28 protein-coding genes and 1 other RNA gene are annotated in these 26884 nt (G+C 62.3%); 17 read left to right on the forward strand and 12 right to left on the reverse strand.

What is annotated here, in order from left to right:
* Nucleotides 1-132: 132 nt before the first annotated feature.
* Nucleotides 133-333, forward strand: coding sequence for a hypothetical protein (locus HX899_RS26255; RefSeq protein WP_003544370.1), 201 nt, complete (start codon nt 133-135; stop codon nt 331-333).
* Between the two features lie 159 nt (nt 334-492).
* Here the strand turns inward: HX899_RS26255 and HX899_RS26260 are convergent, their stop codons facing one another.
* Entirely contained in the window at nt 493-858 is a 366-nt protein-coding gene (locus HX899_RS26260; RefSeq protein WP_017962753.1) for a helix-turn-helix domain-containing protein, read from the reverse strand.
* A gap of 449 nt (nt 859-1307) precedes the next feature.
* Here HX899_RS26260 and recF point away from each other — a divergent pair, with 449 nt between their 5' ends.
* Genes recF through HX899_RS26275 form a run of 3 tightly spaced genes read left to right on the forward strand, consistent with a single transcriptional unit; the run spans nt 1308 to nt 3723 of the window.
* A complete protein-coding gene (gene recF, locus HX899_RS26265; RefSeq protein WP_181293760.1) occupies nt 1308-2432 on the forward strand; it encodes a DNA replication/repair protein RecF in 1125 nt (374 codons plus the stop codon).
* Complete coding sequence (locus tag HX899_RS26270) at nt 2429-3253, forward strand: molybdopterin-synthase adenylyltransferase MoeB (protein WP_138332100.1); 825 nt, start codon at nt 2429-2431, stop codon at nt 3251-3253. Before recF ends, HX899_RS26270 begins: the two co-directional genes overlap by 4 nt.
* Nucleotides 3250-3723, forward strand: a complete 474-nt coding sequence (locus HX899_RS26275; protein WP_138388508.1) for a GNAT family N-acetyltransferase — start codon at nt 3250-3252, stop codon at nt 3721-3723. Before HX899_RS26270 ends, HX899_RS26275 begins: the two co-directional genes overlap by 4 nt.
* A gap of 134 nt (nt 3724-3857) precedes the next feature.
* On the opposite strand, the gene HX899_RS26280 is transcribed toward HX899_RS26275, so the two are convergent.
* Nucleotides 3858-4859, reverse strand: coding sequence for a D-glycerate dehydrogenase (locus HX899_RS26280; RefSeq protein WP_011649963.1), 1002 nt, complete (start codon nt 4857-4859; stop codon nt 3858-3860).
* Nucleotides 4860-5044: 185 nt separating this feature from the next.
* Between HX899_RS26280 and HX899_RS26285 the strand changes: the two genes are divergently transcribed.
* Nucleotides 5045-5584, forward strand: a complete 540-nt coding sequence (locus tag HX899_RS26285) for an SH3 domain-containing protein (RefSeq protein ID WP_011649962.1) — start codon at nt 5045-5047, stop codon at nt 5582-5584.
* Here HX899_RS26285 and HX899_RS26290 read toward each other — a convergent pair.
* Complete coding sequence (locus HX899_RS26290; protein WP_138332098.1) at nt 5577-6569, reverse strand: adenosine kinase; 993 nt, start codon at nt 6567-6569, stop codon at nt 5577-5579. The two genes, HX899_RS26285 and HX899_RS26290, sit on opposite strands and share 8 nt — an antisense overlap.
* A 421-nt stretch (nt 6570-6990) precedes the next feature.
* Between HX899_RS26290 and HX899_RS26295 the strand changes: the two genes are divergently transcribed.
* The gene (locus HX899_RS26295; protein WP_138388509.1) at nt 6991-7938 is read left to right on the forward strand and encodes an AEC family transporter; all 948 of its coding nucleotides are present in this window, start codon (nt 6991-6993) and stop codon (nt 7936-7938) included.
* 69 nt (nt 7939-8007) lie between these two features.
* On the opposite strand, the gene HX899_RS26300 is transcribed toward HX899_RS26295, so the two are convergent.
* Nucleotides 8008-8571, reverse strand: coding sequence for a cytochrome c family protein (locus tag HX899_RS26300; protein ID WP_065281772.1), 564 nt, complete (start codon nt 8569-8571; stop codon nt 8008-8010).
* 154 nt (nt 8572-8725) lie between these two features.
* On the opposite strand from HX899_RS26300, the gene HX899_RS26305 reads away from it, so the two are divergent.
* A complete protein-coding gene (locus HX899_RS26305; RefSeq protein ID WP_138388510.1) occupies nt 8726-9481 on the forward strand; it encodes a 3-deoxy-manno-octulosonate cytidylyltransferase in 756 nt (251 codons plus the stop codon).
* A gap of 10 nt (nt 9482-9491) precedes the next feature.
* Nucleotides 9492-10346 carry a prephenate dehydratase gene (locus HX899_RS26310; RefSeq protein WP_003544355.1) on the forward strand — a complete coding sequence of 285 codons (855 nt, stop codon included), beginning with the start codon at nt 9492-9494 and terminating at the stop codon, nt 10344-10346.
* Between the two features lie 24 nt (nt 10347-10370).
* Here the strand turns inward: HX899_RS26310 and HX899_RS26315 are convergent, their stop codons facing one another.
* The 5 genes from HX899_RS26315 to HX899_RS26335 form a co-directional block, all read right to left on the reverse strand.
* Nucleotides 10371-10739 carry a VOC family protein gene (locus HX899_RS26315; RefSeq protein WP_003555800.1) on the reverse strand — a complete coding sequence of 123 codons (369 nt, stop codon included), beginning with the start codon at nt 10737-10739 and terminating at the stop codon, nt 10371-10373.
* A gap of 195 nt (nt 10740-10934) precedes the next feature.
* Nucleotides 10935-11195, reverse strand: coding sequence for a hypothetical protein (locus HX899_RS26320; RefSeq protein ID WP_138332094.1), 261 nt, complete (start codon nt 11193-11195; stop codon nt 10935-10937).
* Nucleotides 11196-11266: 71 nt separating this feature from the next.
* Nucleotides 11267-11962, reverse strand: a complete 696-nt coding sequence (locus tag HX899_RS26325) for a YafY family protein (RefSeq protein ID WP_138332093.1) — start codon at nt 11960-11962, stop codon at nt 11267-11269.
* Between the two features lie 4 nt (nt 11963-11966).
* A complete protein-coding gene (nudC, locus tag HX899_RS26330) occupies nt 11967-12926 on the reverse strand; it encodes an NAD(+) diphosphatase (RefSeq protein ID WP_181293761.1) in 960 nt (319 codons plus the stop codon).
* Nucleotides 12923-13333 (reverse strand): HIT domain-containing protein, encoded by a 411-nt coding sequence (locus tag HX899_RS26335; RefSeq protein ID WP_012759659.1) that lies wholly within the window; start codon nt 13331-13333, stop codon nt 12923-12925. Before HX899_RS26335 ends, nudC begins: the two co-directional genes overlap by 4 nt.
* An 89-nt stretch (nt 13334-13422) precedes the next feature.
* On the opposite strand from HX899_RS26335, the gene ffs reads away from it, so the two are divergent.
* The 3 genes from ffs (at nt 13423) to HX899_RS26350 (ending at nt 15788) form a co-directional block, all read left to right on the forward strand.
* Nucleotides 13423-13519: signal recognition particle sRNA small type (gene ffs, locus HX899_RS26340), an RNA gene on the forward strand.
* Between the two features lie 45 nt (nt 13520-13564).
* A complete protein-coding gene (locus tag HX899_RS26345) occupies nt 13565-15442 on the forward strand; it encodes a DNA polymerase III subunit gamma/tau (RefSeq protein WP_181293762.1) in 1878 nt (625 codons plus the stop codon).
* Between the two features lie 22 nt (nt 15443-15464).
* Nucleotides 15465-15788, forward strand: coding sequence for a YbaB/EbfC family nucleoid-associated protein (locus HX899_RS26350; RefSeq protein ID WP_003555794.1), 324 nt, complete (start codon nt 15465-15467; stop codon nt 15786-15788).
* 30 nt (nt 15789-15818) lie between these two features.
* Here the strand turns inward: HX899_RS26350 and HX899_RS26355 are convergent, their stop codons facing one another.
* Nucleotides 15819-16448: an MOSC domain-containing protein gene (locus tag HX899_RS26355; RefSeq protein ID WP_181293763.1), complete on the reverse strand. Its 630-nt coding sequence runs from the start codon at nt 16446-16448 to the stop codon at nt 15819-15821.
* 57 nt (nt 16449-16505) lie between these two features.
* On the opposite strand from HX899_RS26355, the gene recR reads away from it, so the two are divergent.
* Both recR and HX899_RS26365 read left to right on the forward strand, forming a co-directional pair.
* Complete coding sequence (gene recR / locus HX899_RS26360) at nt 16506-17111, forward strand: recombination mediator RecR (RefSeq protein ID WP_003555792.1); 606 nt, start codon at nt 16506-16508, stop codon at nt 17109-17111.
* A 173-nt stretch (nt 17112-17284) separates the two neighbouring features.
* On the forward strand, nt 17285-18556 hold the full coding sequence (locus tag HX899_RS26365) for a lytic murein transglycosylase (protein ID WP_181293764.1): 1272 nt from the start codon (nt 17285-17287) through the stop codon (nt 18554-18556).
* A 107-nt stretch (nt 18557-18663) separates the two neighbouring features.
* On the opposite strand, the gene HX899_RS26370 is transcribed toward HX899_RS26365, so the two are convergent.
* Nucleotides 18664-19119, reverse strand: coding sequence for a GNAT family N-acetyltransferase (locus HX899_RS26370; RefSeq protein WP_181293765.1), 456 nt, complete (start codon nt 19117-19119; stop codon nt 18664-18666).
* A 23-nt stretch (nt 19120-19142) separates the two neighbouring features.
* Complete coding sequence (locus HX899_RS26375; protein WP_181293766.1) at nt 19143-20822, reverse strand: MFS transporter; 1680 nt, start codon at nt 20820-20822, stop codon at nt 19143-19145.
* 197 nt (nt 20823-21019) lie between these two features.
* Between HX899_RS26375 and rimP the strand changes: the two genes are divergently transcribed.
* From rimP to infB, 4 genes are all read left to right on the forward strand, one after another.
* A complete protein-coding gene (gene rimP, locus HX899_RS26380) occupies nt 21020-21625 on the forward strand; it encodes a ribosome maturation factor RimP (RefSeq protein WP_003544329.1) in 606 nt (201 codons plus the stop codon).
* Between the two features lie 59 nt (nt 21626-21684).
* Entirely contained in the window at nt 21685-23286 is a 1602-nt protein-coding gene (gene nusA / locus HX899_RS26385; RefSeq protein ID WP_138332086.1) for a transcription termination factor NusA, read from the forward strand.
* The gene (locus HX899_RS26390; RefSeq protein ID WP_181293767.1) at nt 23283-23975 is read left to right on the forward strand and encodes an RNA-binding protein; all 693 of its coding nucleotides are present in this window, start codon (nt 23283-23285) and stop codon (nt 23973-23975) included. The genes nusA and HX899_RS26390 overlap by 4 nt, the downstream gene beginning before the upstream one ends.
* A 101-nt stretch (nt 23976-24076) precedes the next feature.
* Nucleotides 24077-26830 (forward strand): translation initiation factor IF-2, encoded by a 2754-nt coding sequence (infB, locus tag HX899_RS26395; protein ID WP_138332085.1) that lies wholly within the window; start codon nt 24077-24079, stop codon nt 26828-26830.
* The last annotated feature ends 54 nt before the right edge of the window (nt 26831-26884 follow it).

The following is a 26884-nucleotide window of genomic DNA, read 5'->3' on the forward strand; positions in this document are numbered from 1 at the left end:
TCCAAATGAATTCAGTCTCTGCCGTCAGTGCATGACCCCGGGAGCCGGAATCGATTTCGGGGTCATGCACCAAATCAAAGTGATAGAGCGTCCTTAGCGCTAGCGGGAACAAACAAACCAAGGGTATCAGCCATGGCGCCAGCCTTTTCATCTCAGTCCGAAGACGTCGACGTTCTCGCCGGCGCCATCTACACATGGTGCGCTGAGCGCAACATCAAGCTTCGCAGCCAGCAAGGCCTTTCCATTGCCAGCATCGCGATCGACCTCTATCATGCCGGCCACCAGACGCAGGACGATCTGCTGATGGCGCTGCACGAATGCGAGATTCACTGAAGCGCGCGGCATCGAACCTCAATCAGGCGGTCTGCTTCCGGTCTTTGTCCTGATGCAGGTCATCCCCCCAATATTGCTGCACACCCGCAGGTGTCCGGAAATCATCCAGACCTTGAATAGGTCGTGCTTTCCGTGGGAACCGTGATTGCTGCGCTGGAATCAGGCGGTGGTTTCGGCCGCTTCGCCCGTCATGAGGGTGACGATGGTCTTGACCGCTTCCTTGCCTGCCGGTGAGTTCAGCTTGTCGTAGCTCAGCGCAAGCGCATAGGCGTCGGGGCTGAGTTCGACACGGCTGCCGAATGGCGACATGCCGGCACCCTCGAAGAGAGCGGAGATCTCGACGTCGAGAAAAACCGCGATCTGATGCAGCTTGCTGGCGGAAACGCGGTTCGCCCCCTTTTCGTATTTCTGGATTTGCTGGAAAGTCAGTCCGAGTGCTTCGCCAAGCTCGAGCTGAGAAACACGGCGAAGGGCGCGAAACTGTCTGACGTTGCGACCGACGATAATATCAACCGGATCTGGCACTTCATCACTCTCTTATACATAAACGGTCCGTTTACCATATCGCCTGCACCGGATAACTCAACCCTGCAGTTGCAAAATTCAACCAACTTTTTTTGGGCTTTACGTTACGTCAGTAGCCTTAGAGGATGGCGGCAAACCTTGAATATCCGGCGCTGGAAGACATTGGCAATGACTGTCTACGGGATCGGTTTGGCGATGTCAGGCCATCTCGGATGGTTGTATTTTTAACCGAATTTCGAAGCCCCGTGGCTGCCATTCCATCGGGAGGATGTCGGACACAAGGACTTCGGTCACGGGATCATCTGGAATATATGTCCTGCGTGGCGCCAGCCGCCGCGTCCTGACGTCCGGCTGCAGCGGCGGTACGCGATCCACGGCCCAAAAGCTGCCAGCCTTGCCATCGGCGCTGCTTCGGCTTAGCTGTCACGCTTTACGATTCCGGACATTCGATGCCGCACAAGGTTTCTCTTTCCCGTCTGAAGCTGACAGACTTCCGCAACTATGTGGCGGCGGCCCTTGCACTTGATGGTCGGCATGCCGTGCTGACGGGAGACAACGGCGCCGGCAAGACCAATCTCATGGAGGCCGTCTCGCTGCTTTCGCCTGGCCGCGGTTTGCGCCGCGCGGCTTATGGCGACATTACCCGCGTCGGCGCGGCCGGCGGCTTTTCGATCTTCGCCGCGCTCGACGGCATGGAGGGCGACGTCGAGATCGGCACCGGCATCGAAACGGGCGAGGAGACCACCGCCCGCAGGCTGCGCATCAATGGCACGACGGCAAAGACTGTCGACGAACTGACCGACCATCTGCGCCTTCTCTGGCTGACACCGGCGATGGACGGCCTCTTTACCAGCGCCTCTTCCGACCGGCGCCGCTTTCTCGACCGGCTGGTGCTGTCGCTCGATCCCGCCCATGGCCGCCGCGCCAGCGATTTCGAGCGCGCCATGCGCAGCCGCAACAAACTGCTGGACGAAGGCCGCTTCGATCCTTCCTGGCTTGCCGGCATCGAGGAGCAGATGGCAAGCCTCGGCATCGCCATGGCGCTTGCCCGGCAGGAGATGCTCGGCCTGCTGACCCGGCTGATCGAGGAAACACGAGAAAGCTCGCCCTTCCCTTCGGCATCGCTGCAGCTCTCCGGCTTCATGGACGGCCAGTTCTCGCGCCCCTCGGTCGACCTTGAGGACGACTACGCGGCGATGCTGGCGGAGAACCGCTACCGCGATGCCGGCGCAGGGCGCACGCTCGAGGGACCGCACCGGGCCGATCTTATCGTGCATCACCGCGAAAAGGCGATGGAGGCGGAGCGTTGCTCCACCGGCGAGCAGAAAGCGCTGCTTGTCGGCCTGGTGCTTGCGCATGCGCGGCTCGTCGGCAATCTCACCGGCCATGCTCCGGTCCTGCTGCTCGACGAGATCGCAGCGCATCTCGACGAGGGCCGCCGCGCTGCGCTATTCGACCTTATCGACGGGCTCGGCGGCCAGGCCTTCATGACCGGAACAGATCGCGCGATGTTTTCAGCACTCGGCGACAGGGCGCAGTTTTTCACGGTTTCCGACGGAAGGGTGTTCGAATGACGGAGGCGGCTTTTCCCGGCGTCGGGCGTCATGATAACATCGGCGCCATGGAACCGCTCAGCCCGGAAGAAATCGCGCGGTATCACCGCCACATCCTGCTGCCCGAGATCGGCGGCGCCGGCCAGCAGAAACTGAAAGCCGCCCGCGTGCTGGTGATCGGCGCCGGTGGTCTCGGTGCGCCGGTTCTGCAATATCTGGCCGCAGCCGGCGTCGGCACGCTTGGGATCGTCGACGACGACCGGGTGTCGCTGTCGAACCTGCAGCGCCAGGTGATCCATGATTCCGGCACGATCGGCGAATTGAAGACCGAGAGCGCTGCTTTCGCCATCGCCAGGCTCAATCCGCATGTCCGACTGATCCGCTTCGAAGAACGCTTCTCCCAGGAGGCCGCCCGCCGTCAGCTCTCAGGCTTCGATCTGCTGATCGATGGCTCCGACAATTTCGACACCCGTTATGCCGCCGCCGATGCGGCTGATGAAGCGCGCATTCCGCTCGTCACCGGCGCCGTCGGGCGGTTCGACGGCTCGCTGACGGTTCTCAAGCCCTATGAAACGGCTGAGGACGGGACGCCCAACCCTAGATATCGTGACCTGTTTCCGGAAGCGCCGCCGGCCGGGTTGATTCCCGCATGCGCCGAGGCCGGCATCATCGGCGCGCTGACCGGCGTCATCGGCACGATGATGGCGATGGAGGCGATCAAGCTCGTCACCGGCACCGGCGAACCGCTGGTCGGACGGTTGCTGCTCTATGACGCGCTCTCGGCTCGGTTTGATACCATCCGCTACAAACGACGCCGTACAACACAGAGACAGGCGGGATGAGGATTGTTCCGCTTGATCAAACTTTCACGCGCTGGGATGAACTGCTGGCGCTGATCCTTTCCGCCTTCGCCTCCATGAATGGCAGGATCGACCCGCCATCTTCGGCGCTCAAGCTGACGACGGCATCACTGGCCGAAAAGGCCGGAACCGAGATCGGCCATGTCGCCATCGACGGCGAAAAACTGATCGGCTGCCTCTTCCTGCGGCCGGAGGCCGATTGTCTCTATGTCGGCAAGCTCGCCGTTCTGCCTGAGGTGCAGGGCAAGGGCCTCGGCAAACGGCTGCTGACAATTGCCGAGGAGACCGCTGCGGCGCTCGGTCTTCCCGCCTTGCGGCTGGAAACGCGGATCGAACTCACCGACAACCACGCCGTCTTTGCCGCCTGGGGATTTTCCAGAACCGCCGAAAAAGCCCATCCCGGCTTTGCCAGGACGACGTTCATCGAGATGCGCAAGGTCCTTGCGTCTTGATGCGCCTCGCGTGATTCGATCCTGAGATGCGCTTAGAGCGGTTCAGCTTTTAACGGAAGCGCAGGACCGCTCTAGCCTTTTGTTTTTACGCAATTCCGGACGGAAAACCGCTTCGCACTTTTCCTGGAATTGCTCTAGCGGCCGGGCAGTACCCGATTCGGCGGCCTGTGACCGTCGATGAAGGTGCGGATATTGATGATGACCTTGTCGCCCATGTCGATGCGGCCTTCGATCGTCGCCGAACTCATATGCGGCAGCAGCACGACCTTGCCCTCATTGGCGAGCTTGATGAGCCTCGGGTTGACGGCAGGCTCGTTCTCGAAGACGTCGAGGCCGGCGCCGGCAATCCGGCCCTCCCTCAGGCATTTGATCAGCGCAGCTTCATCGACCACGTCGCCGCGCGCGGTGTTGACGAGATAGGCCGTCGGCTGCAGCAGCGCCAGACGGCGGGCCGAGATCAGGTGGAAGGTCGCCGGCGTCGACGGGCAATTGACCGAAACGATGTCGACGCGGGCGAGCATCTGGTCGAGACTTTCCCAATAGGTCGCCTCCAACTCGTCCTCGACGGCCGGATTGACGCGCTTGCGGTTGTGATAGTGGATCGACAGGCCGAAAGCCTTGGCGCGGCGGGCCACCGCCGTGCCGATGCGGCCCATGCCGACGATGCCGATCCGCTTGCCGTGAATGCGCCGGCCGAGCATCCAGGTCGGAGACCAGCCTGCCCATTCGCCCGGCTTATCGGTCAGCACGCGCGCACCTTCGCCGAGCCTTCTCGGAACAGCGAGAATCAGCGCCATGGTCATATCGGCGGTGTCCTCGGTCAGGACGTTCGGCGTGTTGGTGACGGTGATGCCCTTGCGCGCCGCCGCCTCGACGTCGATGTGATCGGTGCCGTTGGAGAAGCTCGCAATCAGCTTCATCTGCGGTCCCGCCTGTTCGATCAGCGCCGCGTCGATGCGATCGGTGACGGTCGGCACCAGCACATCGGCGGTCTTGACCGCAGCGATCAGCTCGGGAACCGAGCGCGGCGCGTCGTCGATGTTCAGCTCGGCGTCGAAGAGTTCGCGCATGCGGGTTTCGACGGCATCCGGCAGCTTGCGGGTGATGTAGACCTTCGGTTTTTTCTTCGCTGTCATGGCTGCCTGTGGTGCCTTGTTCAGAGGTCTTTAACCAAGAGGGGTGATAATTTTCCCATTCCGGGCATTTTCTACCAGACCCGCACGCGAAGACAAACAAAACTCGTGGTGCAGCCGGGGAATGTCAGAGCCCGGAGCGCGAGCAGGCCGGGCCTGCCCGCGAATTCGAGCAAACGGAAACTTCCATGCGCAGCAAAGTCCTGAAGTCCTGCCTCGCCCTTGCCATCGCTCTGGCTGCATCCATGGGAAGCGTCGAGTTCGCCCATGCGCAGGCGGCCAAGGGGCCAAGCGGACTGCCATTGCCGCGTTTCGTCACGCTGAAATCCAAGCGCGTCAACCTGCGCATCGGTCCGGGAACGGATTACGCCGTGTCGTGGATGTACCTGAAATCCGGCCTGCCGGTAGAGATCATCCAGGAATACGACAATTGGCGCCGCATCCGCGATGCCGACGGCACCGAAGGCTGGGTCAACCAGTCGCTGCTGTCAGGTCAGCGCGCGGCGATCGCCGCCCCGTGGATGAAGACCAAGGGCAAGGGCATCTATGTCAATCTGCGCCGCGAGGCGCAGCCCTCCGCCTCGATCGTCGCCAAGCTCGAACCCGGCGTAATGCTGACGATCGGCGAATGCAATGGTGACTGGTGCCGCGCCGAATCTGACGGCGCCTCGGGCTGGGTGGCTCAGTCGGAGATCTGGGGCGCCTATCCCGGCGAAGCCTTCAAATAAGCCCTGCCCGTTTGGCGGCCTCGGAAAGCGAGGTCATCGGGCGCGGGCCGATCTGCTGGATGACGATGCCGGCGGCCAGGCAACCGAGCTTGCCGCAATCCTCCAGAGAACGTCCCTGCGTGTAGCCATAAAGGAAGCCGGAGGCGAAAAGATCGCCGGCGCCCGTCGTGTCCACAACTTCCTTGATCCGGATCGCATCGACGTAAAAACGCTCACGGCCCTTCAGGATGACGGCGCCATCCTCGCTCATCGTCACGGCGGCGATCTTGCAATCGGCGGCGATCCTGTTCAGCGCCTCCTCGAAATCATCGGTCTCGTAGAGCGACAGTGCTTCCTGGCGATTGGCGAAGACGATATCGACCTTGCCGGAGCGCATCAGATCGAGGAATTCGCCGCGATAGCGGTCGACGCAGAAGCTGTCGGACAGCGTCATCGACATTTCGCGGCCGTTTTCATGGGCGATGCGGGCACAATCAAGGATCGCTTCCTTGGCGCGCGGCGGATCCCAGAGATAACCTTCGAAATAGGTAACCTTGGCGTCGGCCACGACGTCGGTCTCGACGTCTTCCGGGCCGAGCTCGACGCAAGCGCCGAGATAGGTGTTCATCGAACGCTCGCCGTCCTCGGTGACGAAGATCATCGAACGCGCCGTCGGCGGCAAGGTTCCCTTCGGCCGGGTCTGGTAGTGGACGCCCTGGGCGCGGATGTCGTGCGCGAAGATGTCACCGAGCTGATCTTGGGCGACATTGCCGAAATAGGCAGCCTTGCCGCCGAGGCTCGCCACGCCCGCCGCCGTGTTACCGGCGCTGCCGCCAGAAGCTTCGAGCGCCGGTCCCATGCGCGAATACAAGAGTTCGGCGCGTTCGGCATCGATGAGGTTCATCGCCGCCTTGGTGATCTGGTTGTCAATGAGGAACTGGTCGTCGCAACGGGCAATGATATCCACGATTGCGTTGCCGACTGTCAGAACATCGAATCTTGTCATGAAATGGGGGGTCCCGGAGTTTGTGATAGCCGGGGTTTGGTCTTAGCGAAATTTCCGCGGTTTGGAAGGATAAATGGTGGATGGCCTGTCTATTTCTTCGCAAAAGTGCCGCCTATTCGTCATGTCCCTGTCATTTTCAGTATCTAGAAATACTCGCAAGAAGACCGGCATGAGCAGCTTTCAGTTGCAGCCGAGCTTACGAGGGATGATCCCTTCGATCTTACCGGCGCGATGCTGACCACGGATGAACTGGCAGCTTCGTGATCCGGATATCCGGCAAGGCCGGAGCGGAAAAGCGGGCTGTGCCCGCTTTTTTTGCTTTCGGACGCCCAGGCTGCCGGATCGGGCGGCGATTGGCTTTTCAATCCAAGCCGTTTGCTGCTAGACGTCGAATACTCCCCCGCGCAGAGCAGCCTCCCCTATGTCAGCCATCATTTTCGACGTCCTTCCCGTCTTCATTCTGATTCTCATCGGCTGGGTGATCGTTCGCAGCGGATTGATGGCGTCGAATGTCGGCGAAGCGCTCAGCGAATTCGTCTTCAAGATCGCCGTGCCGCTTCTGCTCTTCCGCACCATCGCCGAGGCGGATTTTCATGGCGCCTCACCCTTCCGGCTCTGGATCGTCTATTTTTCCGGCGTTGCCATCACCTGGACGGCCGGCCATATCGCCGCCACACGCCTCTTTAACCGCGACGAACGGATCGGCGTGCTGGCCGGCGTTTCCTCGGCCTTCGCCAACAATATCTTCATCGGCTTGCCGCTCGTCGAGCGGACCGTCGGCGACGAAGGGCTGGTGGCGCTGTCGATCCTGCTTGCCGTGCATCTGCCCGTGATGATGGTGGCCGGCACGGTGCTGATGGAGCATGCCGAGCGCAAGATCGCCGGCAAAAGCGATCGCAGCATGGTGCTCGTGCTTCGCCAGATCGCAGTCAACCTCGTGCGCAACCCGCTGGTGATAGGCCTTGCGGCCGGCATGGCCATGCACCTTTCCGGTCTCACCATGCCGACGACGCTGGCAACGGTCGTCGGGCAGATCGCCGGCATTGCCGGCCCGGCGGCGCTGATATCGCTCGGCATGGCGCTGGAGAGATACGGCGTCTCCGGCAATCTCGGCATCGCCAGCGTCACCTCGAGCCTGAAGCTGCTGCTGCTGCCCGGCTGCGTGTGGGCAGCGAGCCGACTCCTCGGCCTCAGCCCCGAATGGACGGCAGCGATCGTACTGACCTCCTCCGTCCCGACAGGCGTCAACGCCTGGCTGATCGCCAATCGCTTCGGCGTCGGTCACAGCCTCGCCGCCTCGACGATCACCGTGACGACGGCGCTCGGCGCCATCACGGTCTCGCTCTGGGCCTATTTCCTCGGCGCCTGAGCTGATATCCGCACAAAGAAAAGCCCGGCTCGCGGGCCGGGCTTCGATGTCATGCGATTGTCTGCCGCGTCACTGCGTCGCAGCGTTCGGATCCGGCAGCGGCACCGGCGAATCGGCGAGCGTGTGGAGGTAGAGGATGACGTTGGCGCGCTCCTGATCCTTCGCCAGACCGGCGAAGCCCATCGCGGTGCCCGGAACGTCCTTTTTCGGCGCCAGCAGGAACTTGTTGAGATATTCGAAGGTCCACTTCTCGCTGCCACCCTTGGAGAAATCCTTCATGGGAGCGGAATAGGCGAAGCCTGCATGCGAGGCGACCGGGCGATCTACGACACCAAAGAGGTTGGGACCGACCTTGTTCGGCCCCCCTTTGGTGGCGTCATGACAGGCCTGACACTTCTTGAAGACCGTCTCGCCGGCCTTGGCATCTGCAGAAGCGAGCAATTGCGCAATTGGAACGGCAACGGCAGGCGCAGCCTCGCCGCCAGCAGCGGGCGCCTCTTCGGCAACGATCGCGAAACCTTCCTTTTCCGGTGCTTCGGAATGGAAGATTCCTTCGGACGCGATGGAGACCGACATCAGAACGAAAATCGTTCCGAGCAGCGCCCCCACGGCCGTATTGACGTATGAATTCATCTGCAATGCTCCCCTTGCAGCCGGCAGATCATAAACCGGACCATCTTGAAATCGCGCGGAACCTATGTCTTTTGGCTGTTCGTTGCAACTGTCTAAATGGTCTTGCGCATGAGACTTTTTGACACTTTTCAGCCCGGAATAGAAGGCCCGAACAATGAGTGATTCAAATTTAGGCGGCGTGCTCGTATTGATCCCGGCGCGCATGGCCTCCACCCGGCTTCCGGGCAAGCCGCTTGCCGATATTTGCGGTCTGCCGATGATCGTCCAGGTGGCGCTACGCGCCAGGGAGGCAGCCATCGGCCGCGTCGTCGTCGCCGTCGACGACACCCGAGTGTTCGATGCCGTGGCGGCGGCCGGCTTCGAAGTCGTCATGACCCGCGTGGACCACCAATCGGGTTCCGATCGAATCTTTGAGGCGCTGACGAAAGTCGATCCGGAGGGCAAGGCGAAAATCATCGTCAACATCCAGGGCGATCTGCCGACGATCGATCCCGAAACGGTGCGTGCAGCCTTGCGCCCGCTCGAGAACGAGGCGGTCGATATCGGCACGCTGACAACCGAAATCGACAATGAGGAGGACAAGACCGCGCCGCACATCGTCAAGATCGTCGGCTCACCGATTTCCGTCGCCCGACTGCACGCGCTCTACTTCACGCGCGCAACCGCCCCTTACGGCCAGGGGCCGCTCTACCATCATATCGGCCTCTATGCCTATCGGCGCGCGGCGCTCGAACGGTTCGTCTCGCTCGGTCCCTCGACGCTCGAAAAACGCGAATCACTGGAGCAACTGCGGGCGCTCGAAGCCGGCATGCGCATCGACGCCGAGATCGTTGACACGGTTCCGCTCGGTGTCGATACTCCCGCCGACCTCGAAAAAGCGCGGCGCATCCTCTCCGCAAAGTCGAACTGACGGAACCATCATGAACATCAAGACCAACAGGATCGCCTTCCAGGGCGAATTCGGCGCCAATTCCGACATGGCCAGCCGCGACATGTTTCCGACCATGGAACCGCTGCCCTGCCAGACCTTCGAGGATGCGTTCACGGCGGTCGACAACGGCGATGCCGATATCGGGATGATCCCGATCGAGAACACGATCGCCGGGCGCGTCGCCGATATCCACCATCTGCTGCCTGAGTCGCGGCTGCACATCATCGGTGAATATTTCATGCCGATCCGCTTCCAGCTGATGGTGCTGCCCGGTGTTACCAAGGACGAGATCCGCACGGTGCACAGCCATATCCACGCGCTCGGCCAGTGCCGCAAGATCGTTCGCGCCAATGGCTGGAAGCCGGTGATCGCCGGCGATACCGCAGGGGCGGCGAAACTCGTGCAGGAAACCGGCGACCGCTCGATGGCCGCCTTGGCGCCCCGCCTTGCCGCCGATCTCTACGGGCTCGAGATCATCGCCGAAAATGTCGAGGATACGGAAAACAACGTCACCCGTTTCGTCGTCCTGTCCCGCGACGAGGAATGGGCGCAGCGGAATTCGGCGGAAGAAAAGGTCGTCACCACCTTCGTCTTCAACGTCCGCAACATTCCGGCCGCGCTCTACAAGGCGCTCGGCGGTTTTGCCACCAACAACATCAACATGACCAAGCTGGAAAGCTACCAACTCGGCGGAAAATTCGTGGCGACGCAGTTTTACGCCGATATCGAAGGCCATCCGAACGATCCGAACGTGCGTCGGGCGTTGGAGGAACTGCGGTTCTTTTCCGAGAAAGTCCGCATCCTCGGCGTCTACAAGGGGCATGCGATGCGAGGCCTGCTGTAAGGCAAGCCCCGCAAGTCGCCTGAATTATTTATCCGGCTCACAGACACGCAGCCGATGCCCATCCGGATCGAGCACGACGAAGGTCGGGCCGAAATCCAGTTCGGTCAATTCCTGGGCGATCGGCAGACCGCGCTGGCGCCAGTCTTCATAATGTCTGGCGACGGCATTTTCTCCTTCGACCATGAAGGCCACTTCGCCTCGATTGCCGATGGCGGAGGGCTGCGGCTCGACCTTGCTGCGCCGCCAGAGACCGAGCGTGAAACCGCCCTCAAGCGGAAAAGCGACGAAATTCGGCGCTTCCACAGCCGGTTCGCGGTTCAGCAGATTCCGGTAGAAGCTGGCGCTTTCACCCGGGTCCTTGACGTAGAGAATTATGAGATTGGGGCTGGTCATTTCGGTTCTCCCGTTGTTTAAGAATGGCGCCGCCAGAGATCTCGTCTGCTGACAAATTATGGCAGCAGACTACCGAGGGCGTTGCTATCGCAACGCCCCGTTCTCGTCGGGCAGGATGTTGATAGGGATGGGCGGCCTAAAGCGGTCGCGCATGTCGTTGTCGCAAAACCGCTGCACACTTTTGCGCGATATGCTTTAGAGCGGAAAACGCTCCTCGCAGCGCGGGTCGCGTCCGTCGATGAAGCCGAGGTCGCGCTTCAGGTAATCCGGTGTCGCTTCAAGGTCGAGGCCGGTGCGGTCTCCTCTGCGAAATCGGAAAATGTTCATGACCAGGTGCAGCAGGCCTGACGGTGCTGACTGGCGGACATCGGCAAAAGTCTCGGCCGAAATGACATCGGCAAAGGACTCGGCCGCAAAACGGTCGTTGGTGAAATGAATGGCTGGAGGCGTTACCATGATCAGTACTCCTTCCTGGTGGATTGGCACTGATAATAACTCCATCTGCTGACAGTTTATGGCAGCAGCGTTCAGTTCTCCATCGGCACGTCCTGCGTCTCGCGCCATTCCTTGAGGAGCACCGTGCGGCGGCGTGGGTAGCGCGCCTCGTGCAAGGCCATGTCGATGATGCGGTCGGTGCGGAAGTGTCGAAAATCCTGGCGCAGTTCGCACCAGGCCATGAGGACGCGCACATGCTCGTAATAGCCGAGCCCGAAAGGCCAGACGCGGCGGCGCGAAATACGGCCCTGCTCGTCGCCATAATGCAGTTCGAGGATACGCTCCAGGCGGATCGCCCTGCGGATGGCCGAAACGTCAGCCTTGTCCTCGTCCCTGCGTTTGGGACCGACGAAAAGTGCTGCCGAATCGATCATCTCGCGCATATCGGCCGGCAGCACGGCGGCAATCTTGGCCAGGGCGTCGGCACCGGCACCGGCAAGGCGCGGCTCGGCGGCGCGGGCCACCCAGCGCGAGCCGAGCACCAATGCCTCCAGCTCTTCTTCGGAAAACATCATCGGCGGCAGCATGAAGCCGGGCTTCAGCACATAACCGATGCCGGCTTCGCCTTCGATCATCGCGCCCTGGGCCTGCAGGCTGGCAATATCGCGATAGAGCGTGCGCAGGCTGACGCCGGTCTCCTGGGCAAGCACTGTGCCGGTCACCGGCCGCCGGTAACGCCGGAGCGTCTGGAGCAGCGTCAGCAGCCGTTCCGAGCGGGCAACCGGCATGGCGCTACCGCTTCCACTCCACCCAGTCGCGCATCAGGCGGTGGGCGATCGCCCCTTTCGGCGGCGAGGCCCTGCCTGTCGCGCTCGGGCGTTCCAGCATCTCGATCGTTTCCTCGCGGGTGAACCAGCGGCAATCTTCCAGCTCGGTCTCATCGCGGCTGATTTCGGTGGATTTCGCCTCGGCGTAACAGCCGATCATCAGTGAATGCGGCATCGGCCAGGGCTGCGAGGCGTGATAGCGGATGCGGCCGGTGCGGATGCCCGATTCCTCCAGCGTTTCCCGGCGCACGGCGTTCTCGATGGTCTCGCCGGGTTCGAGGAAGCCGGCAAGACAGGAATACATGCCGGGCGCGAAATGCGGACTGCGGCCGAGCAGGCAGAGGTCGCGCTGCTCGTCGACCGTCAGCATGATGACGACGGGGTCGGTGCGCGGGAAGATCATGTGCTCGCAGGCGGCGCAGACACGTTTGTAGCCGCCGATGTGGATCTCCATCGCCGAGCCGCAGCGGCCACAAAAGCGGTTGTCGCCATTCCAGCGGATGAGGCTCGCGGCCTGGGCGAATTCGCCGAGCAACACTTCGTCGATCAGCATTTCGCGAAACAGCGTGCGACCGTCGGCAGGCTTGTACTGGCTGGTGAGGTCGTCGACGTCGATGCCAACGGGAACGGCAAGGCGCGGCTCGCCGCTCTTGCGGTAACCGAGAAGCACGGTCTCGTCCCAATCCGGCTGCAATTCCTGCAGCTCGTAGCGGGCAAAGAGCGGGTCGAGCACCTGGCCGTCATGCTTCAGCACCAGCTTATCTCTCGCGAAGGCGAAGATATGGGTGCCTTCCTTGGCCAGCGCCTTTTCGACGGATTGTTCGTCGCGATGCTCGGAATCGCGGTTGAGGTCGTTGGCGGCAAAGGCCGTGAGATTGCTGGGTTCCGGATGCGGCACATCCGAATCGAAAAGCGAATGACTCATGATGAAAGGGCTTCCCGCAGCTTCGCTATAAATTCGTCTCTCTTTCCGTCTTCGTAGGGTTCAGCGCGCCCGAAGCCCCAGACGGGACCCGGCCAATTGGCATCGCCTTCGAAGCGGGCAATGACATGAACATGAAGCTGGCGGACGATATTGCCAAGAGCCCCGACATTGATTTTTGTCGCGCCGGTGATCTCCTTCAGCGCCTTGGCGACCAGCTCCGTCTCGAAGGCAAGCAGCACCTGGTCGAGCGGCGTCAGCTCGAAGATTTCGGTGATGTCAGCCCGGCGCGGCACGAGAATGAGCCAGGGCCAGCGGGCGTCCCTCGACAATCTCAGATCGCAGAGACCGGTGACCATGATGCTGACGCTGTCGTTTTCCAGCCGGGGATCGAGCGCGAAACCTTTCAAAGGGCATTCCTCCTGTCTTTTCCTACGACTAGCAGTTTTTTCGCATGTTGGCTTGCTTTTGATGACGATATTGCCGATATGTGCATCCGGGAGGTTGGTGGTGGACGAGCCACTCGCCAACCGGGTCAGGTCCGGAAGGAAGCAGCCCTAACGAGCCCGGCACGGGTCATCGTGCCAGCCTCCCACCTTCTCTCCACGAAGTGCCCGACAGTCCGGGCGACAAGCAGGGCGATGAGCGACACCGAGCGACAATCAAAAGATGCCGCCTCGACGGGCACCGGATACCGAGTGCTGGCTCGCAAATACCGCCCCAAGGATTTCACGGACCTGATGGTCGGCCAGGAGCCGATGGTCCGCACTCTCACCAATGCCTTCGAGACCGGCCGCATCGCCCAAGCCTACATGCTGACCGGCGTGCGCGGCGTCGGCAAGACGACGACGGCGCGCATCCTGGCGCGGGCACTGAACTACAAAACATCGGAGATCGACAAGCCGACGATCGACCTTCGCACGCCGGGCGAACACTGCCAGGCGATCATGGAAGGCCGCCATGTCGACGTGATCGAGATGGATGCCGCTTCGCACACCGGTATCGACGACATTCGCGAGATCATCGAGCAGGTGCGCTACCGGCCGGTTTCGGCGCGCTACAAGGTCTATATCATCGACGAAGTGCACATGCTGTCGACGCAGGCCTTCAACGGCCTGTTGAAGACGCTGGAAGAGCCGCCGGAGCATGTGAAGTTCATCTTCGCTACCACCGAGATCCGCAAGGTGCCGATCACCGTGCTGTCGCGCTGCCAGCGCTTCGACCTGCGCCGCATCAGCGCCTCCGATCTCGTCGGGCTGTTCACGACAATCGCGGCCAAGGAAGGCATCGAGGCGGAAGCCGACGCGCTGGCGATGATCGCGCGTGCTGCCGAAGGCTCGGCGCGCGACGGCCTGTCGCTGCTCGATCAGGCGATCGCTCATGGCGCAGGCGTCGTGCAGGCGGAAGCCGTGCGCGGCATGCTCGGCCTTGCCGACCGTGCCCGGATCGTCGATCTCTTCCAGCACATCGTCAAAGGCGATGTGGCCGCCGCCCTCGGCGAGTTCCAGAACCAGTACGAAGCCGGCGCCAATCCGGTGGTGGTGCTGACCGATCTCGCCGATTTCACCCATCTGGTGACGCGGCTGAAATATGTGCCGGATGCGGCAAACGATCCTTCGCTCAGCGAGGTCGAGCGCACCAAGGCGGCGGAATTTGCCAAGGGCGTTGCAGTGACGACGCTATCGCGCATCTGGCAGATGCTGCTGAAGGGTATTCCCGAAACGGAAGGCTCCTCGCGAACGGCGGGCGCTGCCGAAATGGTGCTGATCCGGCTGGCGCATGCAGCGCATCTGCCGGCGCCCGAGGATGCGGCGCGGCGGCTTGCCGAATTTTCCGGCGACAATGCCGGCCCGCGGCCCTCTTCCCCACCTTCCGGCAATGGCGGCAACAACGGAACACGGGTTTCCTATCAGGGCAGTGTCGCCGCACGCGCGCCGGAAACAGCACCGAGCAAGCCACAGCCTTCAGCGCCGGTGGCGATGCTGCGCGCCGTGCCGAGCAGCCAGCCGGAAACGACGCCTGTCGGGCGGATCGAAACCAAGCCCACTGAAGCGCCGAAGCCGCTCGTCCCGATCAATTCGGTCAACGATATCGTCAACCTCGCCACCGAGAAACGCGATCCGAAGCTGAAGGCGATGGTGCGCACCTTCCTGCGCCCGGTCCGGATCGAAGCCGGCCGGCTCGACGTCAGCCTGGCTCCCGGTGCGCCGACGACGCTGCTCAACGAGCTTGCCGTCAAGCTGAAGGAATGGACCGGCATCCATTGGATTGTCAGCCTCAGCCGCGACGAAGGCCAGCCGACGCTTGTCGAAGCGGAGGCCAGGACCCGGGAACAGCATGTGATCGACGCACGCCAGGACCCTGACGTGGCGGCAATCCTTGCGCATTTTCCCGGTGCTAAGATCATCGACGTGCGCGTGCGGGCGCCCGAAGCGGAGGAGGAGGGCGAGGCGACGCCGCCGGCCGCCGCCGAATCCGAGGAAGGTGACATCCTGCCGGGCGACGACATAGAATTCTAAAGTTTCAACAAGGAGCGAGACGATGCGCGACATCATGGGCATGATGGGCAAAGTCAAGGAAATGCAGGCCAAGATGGAGCAGATGCAGGCGGAGATCGCCGAGCTCACGGCCGAAGGCAAGGCGGGCGGCGGTCTCGTCGCCGTCGTCATCTCGGGCAAGGGCGAGCTGAAGAGCCTGAAGATCGACCCGTCGCTGTTCAAGGAAGACGATGTCGAGATCCTCGAAGACCTGATCGTCGCCGCCCACAAGGACGCCAAGGACAAGGCCGAGGCGCTCGCAGCTGAAAAGACCAAGGCGCTGACGGCCGGCCTGCCGATCCCGCCCGGCTTCAAGCTGCCATTTTGAGGCGGCCCTCATATCAAGGTGTCAAGTGATCTAGTGCGCTTCGTCGGCTTGGGATTCCAGCATGGCCCGAAGCTTGTAGTGAATTGGGGCCGCGAGATATCGCGCCCGATCTGCGCCCGGAAGCCTTCGGCCGAAGGTCTCCATTAGCTCGGGCATCGTAATCTTGTCTCCCGAAAAAGACGTGTATTCCATCGGCATCCCGGGCTCGGCCACGCCGCCCCGGATGACGCGGCAATAGATGCCGGGACGGGCGGCGGCAGTGTAACGCTTGACGAATTTCGGATCGGCCATCCTGGCGGCGAAGGTGGCGCAGGGCATACGGCATGCCGTGACTTCGAGGATGAGATCGCCAGCGGCGAAGCGGTCGCCGACGGCGACGTCGCGATTGTCCAGATCTGATATCACCATGTTCTCGCCGAAAGTACCGGCCTCGTAGGGTCGGCCCAGCTCCTGCGCCCACCAGTCGAGTGTCAGCGATCCCTCGATATAAACAGCCTGGTCGACGCCGCCATGGTGTTTGCGGTTGCAGATCGCATCGCCGACCAGACCTTCGGCATCGATCATCACCGCGCCGTTGACGGCGTGTTTGAAGATGCCGGTCTTGTAGCTCTTGCCCGGCAGTCTTTCCGGATTGCCGGTGCACAAGGCCAGGATTTTCATGGGATGGCCGATCCTTCCGCGATTCCGTTTTCGTTCCATATCAGTTAAGAACGGCGCATGGCAAAACGAGTCACCGGACCCGAAATCGAAAAACTCATCCAGCTTCTGGCGAAGGTGCCGGGCCTCGGGCCGCGCTCGGCGCGCCGGGCGGCACTGCATCTGATCAAGAAGAAGGACCAGCTGCTCGGCCCGCTGTCGAATGCAATGGGCGAGGCCTATGACAAAGTGAAGATCTGCTCGCGCTGCGGCAATGTCGATACGGTCGATCCCTGCATTGTCTGCACCGACACGCAACGCGATCAATCCGTCATCATCGTCGTCGAGGACGTATCGGATCTCTGGGCGCTGGAGCGGGCAGGCGCGATGAACGCCGCCTATCACGTGCTCGGCGGCACGCTGTCACCGCTCGACGGGGTCGGTCCTGATGATCTCAACATTCGCGGCCTGATCGACCGGGTCGGCGAAGGCGGCATCCGGGAACTGATCATCGCGGTCAATGCCACCGTCGAGGGACAGACGACGGCGCATTACATCACCGACCAGTTGCAGGGGCTCGACGTGAAGATCACGCGGCTGGCGCATGGCGTGCCCGTCGGCGGCGAACTCGACTATCTCGACGAGGGCACGCTTGCGGCGGCACTTCGGGCGCGGACGGTGATATGAGAGGCTTGCGTATGTTGCACCACACCCCCCTCTGCCCTGCCGGGCATCTCCTCCGCAAGGGGGGGGATCACAAGTGGCTTTGGTTTCCCGCTTCATTGTCAGTTTGCCGCGCAGAAACGTCGATTATCGGCGGAAACCTCCGCGCCCAGCCGATCTCCCCACCTGTGGGGGAGATGCCCGGCAGGGCAGAGGGGGGTGTTCCACGGCGGCTGCGGATATTCGCACTCACATTGGCGGCAGCTCTCCTGCCCCTCTCCTGTTACGCGGCCCCTTCAAAAGCCGATGTCGAGGTGCAGTTCGAAAAATGGGTGCAGGCCGACCTCTGGCCGGAGGCGAAGGCGAACGGCATTTCGGAGAAGGTCTTTCAAGCCGCTTTCTCCGGCATCACGCTGAACTGGAACCTGCCCGATCTCGCTCCGCCCGGTTTCCCGCCGCCAAAGGAGCAGAAGCAGACGCAGGCCGAATTTTCCTCGCCCGCTCCCTATTTCAACGAGGACCAGCTGAAGAAGCTTGCCGCAACGGGACGCGGCTTTGCCGCCCAATATGGCTCGACGCTGAAGCGGATCGAAAAGACCTATGGCGTGCCGGGCTCGATCGTGCTTGCCATCTGGGGCCGGGAGACGGGCTTCGGCGCCGCGAAGATCCCGAATTCGGCGATCGAGGTGCTGGCGACCAAGGCCTTCATGTCGACGCGCAAGGAGATGTTCCGCACCGAGCTGGTGGCCGCACTCCATATTCTCGACGGCGGCGACGTCACACCAGCCAACTTCAAGGGTTCGTGGGCGGGCGCACTCGGCCAGCCGCAATTCATGCCGACGAGCTATCTAAAATATGCCGTGGATTTCGATGGCGACGGTCACCGCAATATCTGGACCTCGGTGCCCGATACGCTCGCCTCGATCGCCAATTACCTGGTCAAGAAAGGCTGGCAGCGCAACCGCGACTGGGGCTTCGAGGTGTCGATACCGGAGGTGGTCTCCTGCGCGCAGGAGGGACCCGATCTGGCAAAGCCGCTGTCGCACTGGGCCTCGCTCGGCATTGACCGTATCTCCGGCAAGGGCTTTCCCTCCGGCGAGATGAAGGCTGAGGGCATGATGCTGGTTCCGGCTGGCCGCGACGGGCCGGAATTCATCGTCACGCCGAATTTCTACATCATCAAGGAATACAATAATTCCGATCTCTATGCGCTCTATATCGGCAATCTTGCCGACCGGATCGCCTATAATGACGGCGCCTTCCAGGGCAGATGGGGCGATGTCGGCAAGATGCTGCGCTCGGACGTCGCCGCCATGCAGAAGGCGCTGGAACGGCAGGGCTATGATGTCGGCGGTTCCGACGGTCTGCCGGGCTACAAGACCCGGCGTTCGATCGGCCAGTGGCAGGCAAAGAACGGCATGAAGCCGACATGCTTTCCGGAGGCGACAATGAAGGGCAAGCTGAAGTAACCGGCTTCAGAGCGGTTCAGTTTTCATGCAAGCACAGAACCGCTCTTACTTTTTGTTTTTACGCAATTCCGGACGGAAAACCGCTTCACACTTTTCCTGGAATTGCTTCAGAGATTGCGTTTCAAACCTTCATGGCTGGCGACGAAACCGAGCTTCTCGTAGAAGCGGATCGCATCCCCTCGCGTCTTGTCCGATGTCAACTGCACGAGGCCGCAGCCGCGCTCGGCGCATTGGGCGATCGCCCATTCGATGAATTGTGCGCCGAGGCCAGATCCGCGAAGATCGCTTGCGACACGCACGCTTTCGATCTGGCCCCGCCACATGCCAGTCCTCGAAAGACCGGGAACAAAACTCAGCTGCAGGCAGCCGACGACCCGATCGGTCGCGTCATTGGCGACGGCCAGAAGCTGATTGGCGTCCGCCTCGATCGCGGCGAAGGCCGAGAGATAACGCGCGTCTACAGGATCCGAAACGATCTCCCTTCTGCCGCCAAGATCGTCATCGGCCAGAAGCCGGACGATGGCAGAAAGATCGGATTGGCGGGCGAGCCTGAATCTGTACATGTTTGATCTCTGCACACCTGGTCTCAATGATGCAGATCGATCGGCGCCTTGTGGAAGACGTCGTCACCCGGCGGAATGGCCTGGCGTTCGATCATGCGGTGGACATGCAGCGGACCTTCGCCGCGGTGAAGCGCACGCAGCCTGTCGGTGTTTTCGGCATCGGCCTGCGTGCGCCGCTGGTTGTGCCTTATGTATTCGACCCAGGTCGGCGTATGGTAGGTTTCCGTCCAAAGGCTGGGATTTTCGAGATCACGCATCAGCGCCCAGTTGCGGGCGCCGTCGCGGATGCGGATACGGCGGCGCTCGCCCATCAATTCCATGAACTCGGCAAGGTCCTCATCGGCGATCTCGTAATCGACCTGGATGACGATCGGGCCGCTGCGCGGCGTGATGTCGAGACTGAGGGCCGGTTCGGTGAAGCGGTTCAGCGGATCGAGGTTGAGCGAGGCAAAGGCCGGCATCGAAAAGCGCAGGCCGATGGCGATGCCGAGCAGCATGACGACAGATGACATCAGCAGCGCGTCGGCGACACCGTAGCGATCCGCTGCGACGCCCCAAAGCCAGCTGCCGCCGGCGATGCCGCCAAAGGTGACGGTCTGATAAAGCGACAGCGCCCGGCCGACCACCCAGCGCGGCGTCGAAAGCTGGACGATGGTGTTGAACAGCGAAAGTGCGGAGACCCAGCAGGCGCCGGAAACGAGCAGCCCGGCGGAGGTGAGGACGGCACTCGGGCTCACGGCTGCGATGACAGCACTCAGCGCGAAGCCGGCAAAGGAGAGGCGGACGATCATCTCGCTGGAAAGCACCTGGCGAAGCCTCGCATTCAGCACCGCACCGCCAATCGCGCCGATGCCGAAGGCGCCGAGCATGAAACCATAGGTCAGCGGCCCGCCGGCAACGAGATCGAGGGCGACGACAGGCAGCAGCGCCAGGATCGAGCTGGCGCCGATGCCGAAGAGCAGTCCCCTGACGAGGACCTTTTCGAGATTGGGCGACATCGAGACATAACGCAGGCCGGCGAAGATGGCGCTGCCGAGCGCCTCCCGCGGCAGGGTCGAGACGGGCGCGGCTGGCCGCCAGCGCAGCAGGGCATAGATCAAGGCGAGGTAACTCAGCGTATTCACCGCGAAGGCCGCGGCCGCGCCGGCAGCGGCGACGATGACGCCGCCGATCGCCGGGCCGACGCTGCGGGTGATGTTGAAACCCATGCTGTTCAGCGTGACCGCTGCCGGCAGATCGGCGCGCGGCACCATATCGCCGACCGATGCCTGCCAGGAGGGATTGTTGAGCGCGGTGCCGCAGCCGATCAGGAAGGTGAAGAAGAGCAGCAGCCAGGGCGTGATCCAGCCGAGCAGGGCTGAGGCCGTCAGCAGCGCCGAGACCGTGAGCATCATGCACTGCGCCGTCAGCATGACCCGGCGGCGGTCATAATTGTCGGCCAGCGCACCCGATATCAGCGAAAACAGCATGATCGGCAGCGCCGTCGAGGTCTGCACCAGCGCGACCATGTCCTCCGAGGCGGTGATCGTCGTCATCATCCAGGCGGCGCCGACCGCCTGGATCAGGCCGCCGAAATTCGAGGAAAGGCTCGCGAACCAGATGGTGCGGTAGGTATCGTGCCGCAAAGGCGCCAATGTCGACGAAGTGTAGGCCACGATTTCTCCCGCTTTTGTTATTGCGCGCCAACGGCAATATATGCGCAAGACCGGCGCTGGCCATAGGCCTGTTCACGCGCGGCAAGCGAATTGGCCGAATCGGTCGCGGACCTTGCAATTTCGGAAAAACCCGACTATATGCCTCTCAAATTCTTGATCGCTTGATGAAGAGTGGGCCGCAAGGACCCGCTCTTTTTTATTAGCGCGATCGCCGAAAAAGCATGAAATTGCGAGGAGCGCACCGCTTGTCGGATCTGACAAACGCAGACAATGAACGTGAGCCGCGGCTGATAACCGAAACCGGGCTCGACCAGCGTCTTGCCGATATCATCGAACCCGTTCTCGTCGACCTGGGCTTCCGCCTCATTCGCGTCCGCATGATGAACCAGAACGGTGCGACGATGCAGGTCATGGCCGAACGCAACGACGGCACGATGACGGTTCAGGATTGCGAAGAAGTCTCGATGGCGATTTCTCCCGTCCTCGATGTGGAAGATCCGGTCGATAAAGAGTATCATCTGGAAGTGTCTTCGCCCGGCATCGACCGTCCGATGGTGCGGAAATCCGATTTCGTCCGCTGGCAGGGCCACCTTGTGAAATGCGAGACGTCGATCTTGATCGACAATCGCAAGCGCTTCCGCGGCAAGATCGTCGAAGCAGGCACAGATGGTTTCACGCTCGAGCGTGACCAGATCGCCTATGGGGAAGAGCAGAAGGTCACCATTCCCTTCACGGCGCTTAGCGATGCGAAGCTCATTCTGACCGACGACCTGATCCGCGACGCGTTGCGCGCCGACAAGCTGGCGAAAGCCCAGGCCGCCAACCAGAACGAAGCGGACGACGAAGAATAACCGATCAACAGACCGCTCCAGGGACGGGACCCCTGGAGTAAAGACGGAGAAACAAGACAATGGCAGTCAGTGCGAACCGGCTCGAACTTCTGCAGATCGCAGATGCAGTGGCGCGCGAAAAAGTCATCGACCGCGAGATCGTGCTGGCCGCAATGGCCGATGCCATCCAGAAGGCGGCACGCTCCCGTTACGGCACCGAGTCCAACATCCGGGCCGACATCAATCCGAAGACCGGCGAAATCCGCCTGCAGCGCCTGCTCGAAGTCGTCGAGAAGGCCGAGGATTATTCGACCCAGATCCCGCTGGAGCTGGCCCGCGACCGCAACCCGGACGCCGCACTCGGCGATTTCATCGCCGATCCGCTGCCGCCGATGGATTTCGGCCGCATCGCCGCACAGTCGGCCAAGCAGGTGATCGTGCAGAAGGTGCGTGAAGCCGAGCGCGACCGCCAGTTCGACGAATTCAAGGATCGCACCGGCGAAATCGTCAACGGCACCGTCAAGCGCGTCGAATACGGCAACGTCATCGTCGATCTCGGCCGTGGCGAAGGCATCATCCGCCGCGACGAAATGATCCCGCGCGAAAACGTCCGCTATGGCGATCGCGTCCGTGCCTACGTCTATGATGTCCGTCGCGAGCAGCGCGGCCCGCAGATCTTCCTGTCGCGCACGCATCCGCAATTCATGGTGAAGCTTTTCACCATGGAAGTGCCGGAGATCTACGACGGCATCATCCAGGTGAAGTCGGTCGCCCGCGACCCGGGTTCACGTGCCAAGATCGCGGTGATCTCGAACGACAGTTCGATCGATCCGGTCGGCGCCTGCGTCGGTATGCGCGGCTCACGCGTTCAGGCCGTCGTCGGCGAGCTTCAGGGCGAGAAGATCGACATCATTCCGTGGAGCCAAGACCCGGCGACCTTCGTCGTCAACGCCCTGCAGCCGGCTGAGGTCGCCAAGGTCGTTCTCGACGAGGATGCTGAGCGTATCGAAGTCGTCGTTCCCGACGAGCAGCTGTCGCTTGCCATCGGCCGTCGCGGCCAGAACGTCCGCCTCGCTTCGCAGTTGACCGGCTGGGATATCGACATCATGACGGAGGCCGAGGAATCGGAACGCCGCCAGAAGGAATTCAACGAGCGTACCAACCTGTTCATGGATTCGCTCGATGTCGACGAGATGGTCGGCCAGGTTCTGGCTTCGGAAGGTTTTGCCGCGGTCGAAGAACTGGCTTATGTCGATCTCGACGAAATCTCTTCGATCGACGGTTTCGACGAGGAGACGGCACAGGAAATCCAGCAGCGCGCCCGCGAATTCCTCGAGCGTCTCGAAGCCGAGATGGACGAGAAGCGCAAGGCGCTCGGTGTTCAGGACGAACTGCGTGAAATCAACGGCATGACCGCCCAGATGATGGTGGCGCTCGGCGAAGACGGCATCAAGTCGATCGAGGACTTTGCCGGCTGCGCTGCCGACGATCTCGTCGGCTGGTCGGAACGCAAGAACGGCGAAACGAAGAAGTTCGAGGGCCTGTTCTCGAAGTTCGACGTCTCGCGCGTCGAGGCAGAACAGATGATCGTCCAGGCCCGCCTTTCGGCTGGCTGGATCACGCAAGAGGACCTGGCGAAGGGGACCGAAGAAGAGGTCACCGAAGCCGAACAAGAAGCATGATGACCGCGCATGAACCGGACGCTCCTCTCGAGGACGACGATCTTGCAGGTTATGACGTGAACGGACGCATGTGCATCGTGACGCGCGAAAGCGGATCGCCGGAAGAGCTGATCCGCTTCGTCGCCGCTCCCGATGGAACAGTTGTCGCCGACCTGAAGCGCGAGCTTCCGGGACGCGGATGCTGGGTGAAGATCGACCGGTCGCTGGTCGACAGGGCAGTGGCGAAGAAGCTCTTCGCCCGCGCGCTGAAGACGGATGTAAAGGCGGCGGCCGATCTCGGCGCGAGTGTCGATCGGCTGCTCGCGGCGCAATTGATGCAGATGATGAACATGGCGCGGAAAGCCGGCCAGTTCGTCAGCGGCTCCTCGAAAGTGGATGCCGCGGTCAGAAGCGGAGCAGCCCTTGCGGTGTTCCACGCGACTGGCGCAGCGGACGACGGCGTCCGGAAAATCGACCAGGCCCGCAAGGCCTGGCACCTCGGAATGGAGACCGAGGAGGAGATACCTTCCTTCCGTCTCTTCTCGGAGAGCGAAATGGAAGGCCTGATGGGCCAGAATGCTTTTATCCATGCCGCAGTGCTTGCAGGGCAGGCGGGTGAAGGTGTAGTGAAGCGCGCAAAGATGCTCGAACAGTACCGTATTGGCGGTCAGTCCCGGGCAGCGGGCGGCGCTGGCCGGCAAAAACAATGAGGCGGTCACCGGCATCGGCCGGTCCCATCCTCATTGATCGACAGTATTGAACGACAGGGTCTGATCTAGTCATCGCTCCCTGTCCGAAGGAACGGGAACGAATGACCGATAGTAACGACGACAAGACAATCAGCGTAGCGGGCAAAAAGACACTCACCCTGAAACCATCTGGGATGAGCCAGGGCACCGTTCGCCAGGATATGGGTCGAGGTCGCACCAAGGCGGTCGTCGTCGAGACCCGTAAGCGGCGCCCGATGCGCCCGGAAGACGAAAAGCCGATCACACCCGTCGCTCCGCCGGCCCCCGTGCGCGCAGCCGAACCGGCGCCCGCACCCGTGCAGGCGCGTCCGCAGCAGCCGACGCCGGCACCGCGGGTTCAGCAGGGCAACAACAACCAGACGAACCAGCGTCCGCCGCAGCAGTCTCACCAGCCGCCGCGCCAGAACGATCGTCCGCGCCCGGTGGTGTTGAACCATCTGTCGCCGGAAGAGATGGACGCCCGCCGCCGCGCGCTTGCCGACTCCCAGGCGCGTGACGCCCAGGATGCGATCCGCCGTGCCGAGGAAGAAAAGCTCCGTGCCGCCGAAGAGGTTATCCGCAAGGCAGCCGAAGCGGAAGAAGCTGCCCGCCGGGCCGCTGAAGAGGCCGTCCGGCAGGCTGAGGCACCCGCTGTTGCTGAACCGGCAGCCGCAGAACCGGCTCCGGCCGAAGCACGCACCGACGCCGCACGGCCGCAGCAGCCCGCATCGTCGGCACCGGCCGCACGCCGGCCCGATGCGGCTGGAGCACCTGCTGCCCGTCCGGCAGCCGGCGCTGCCGTCCCTGGGGCCGTTCGCGGCCGCCGCGACGAAAAGGAAGAAGACGATCGTGGCGCAGCGCGCGGCGGTCCGGTCCGTGGCCGCGTCGTTCGCCCGGAACCCGCAAAGCCGGTCACGACTCGTCCGAAGACGGATGAAGAGCGCCGTCGCGGCAAGTTGACGATCACCACTGCCAACGTGGACGGCGAGGACAATGCCCGCGGTCGTTCGCTCTCGGCGATGCGTCGCCGGCAGGAGAAGTTCCGCCGCGGTCAGATGCAGGAAACCCGCGAGAAGATCTCCCGCGAGGTGGTTCTGCCCGAGACCATCACCATTCAGGAACTGTCGCAGCGCATGTCCGAACGCGCCGTCGACGTTATCAAATACCTGATGAAGGAAGGCCAGATGATGAAGCCGGGCGACGTCATCGACGCCGACCTTGCCGAAATCATCGCCGGCGAATTCGGCCATACGGTCAGGCGCGTGTCGGAATCCGACGTCGAACTCGGCATCTTCAACGTGTCCGACGACGATGGCGAACTGGTTTCGCGCCCGCCCGTCGTTACCATCATGGGCCATGTCGACCACGGCAAGACCTCGCTGCTCGACGCCATCCGTCATGCCAACGTGGTCTCCGGCGAAGCCGGTGGCATCACCCAGCATATCGGCGCCTATCAGGTGGAGCAGAACGGTCAGAAGATCACCTTCATCGATACGCCCGGCCACGCCGCCTTCACGGCAATGCGTGCCCGCGGTGCGCAGGCGACCGACATCGCGATCCTGGTCGTCGCAGCCGACGACAGCGTGATGCCGCAGACGATCGAATCGATCAACCACGCCAAGGCGGCTGGTGTTCCGATCATCGTGGCGATCAACAAGGTCGACAAGCACGAGGCTGATCCGCAGAAGGTCCGCAACCAGCTGCTGCAGCACGAAGTCTTCGTGGAATCCATGGGCGGCGAAGTACTTGACGTCGAGGTTTCGGCCAAGACCGGCAAGAACCTCGACAAGCTGCTTGAGGCGATCCTGCTGCAGGCGGAAATTCTCGATCTCAAGGCCAATGCGAACCGGACCGCCGAAGGCACTGTCATCGAAGCCCAGCTCGATCGTGGCCGTGGTTCGGTCGCGACCGTGCTCGTCCAGAAGGGCACGCTGCGTCCCGGCCAGATCATCGTCGCCGGCGACGTCTGGGGCCGCGTGCGCGCTCTCGTCACCGACAAGGGCGACCATGTGAAGGAAGCAGGCCCGGCAACGCCGGTCGAGGTTCTCGGTCTTTCCGGCACGCCGCAGGCCGGCGACAAGTTCGCCGTCGTCGAAAGCGAAAGCCGCGCCCGCGAAATCTCGGAGTATCGTCAGCGTCTGGCCCGCGACAAGGCGGCTGCCCGCCAGTCGGGACAGCGCGGTTCGCTGGAACAGATGATGATGCAGCGCCAGAGCGTCGGCATCAAGGAGTTCCCGCTGGTCATCAAGGGTGACGTGCAGGGCTCGATCGAAGCGATTGCCGGTGCGCTGGAGAAGCTGGGCACCGACGAAGTCCGCGCCCGCATCGTCCATTCGGGCGCCGGCGGTATCACCGAGTCGGATATCTCGCTCGCCGAAGCCTCGAACGCGGCCATCATCGGCTTCAACGTCCGTGCGAATACGCAGGCACGCCAGTTCGCCGAGCGCGAAGGCATCGAAATCCGATACTACAACATCATCTACGACCTCGTGGATGATGTGAAGGCAGCGATGTCGGGCCTCTTGTCTCCAGAGCGGCGTGAAACCTTCATCGGCAATGCCGAGATCCTCGAGGTGTTCAACATCACCAAGGTCGGCAAGGTCGCAGGCTGCCGTGTCGTCGAAGGCAAGGTCGAACGTGGTGCCGGCGTCCGCCTCATCCGCAACGACGTCGTCGTTCACGAAGGCAAGCTCAAGACGCTCAAGCGCTTCAAGGACGAAGTGTCCGAAGTGCCGATGGGTCAGGAATGCGGCATGGCCTTCGAAAACTACGAGGACATGCGCGCCGGCGACGTCATCGAGTGCTTCCGCGTCGAACATATCACGCGCACGCTCTAAGCTGCTGCGCCTGAACTTTTCCGAAAGCCATCCGCCAGCCGGCGGATGGCTTTC

Origin of the sequence: Rhizobium sp. WYCCWR 11146, from assembly GCF_013591995.1 — a bacterium.
Lineage (GTDB): Bacteria > Pseudomonadota > Alphaproteobacteria > Rhizobiales > Rhizobiaceae > Rhizobium > Rhizobium indicum.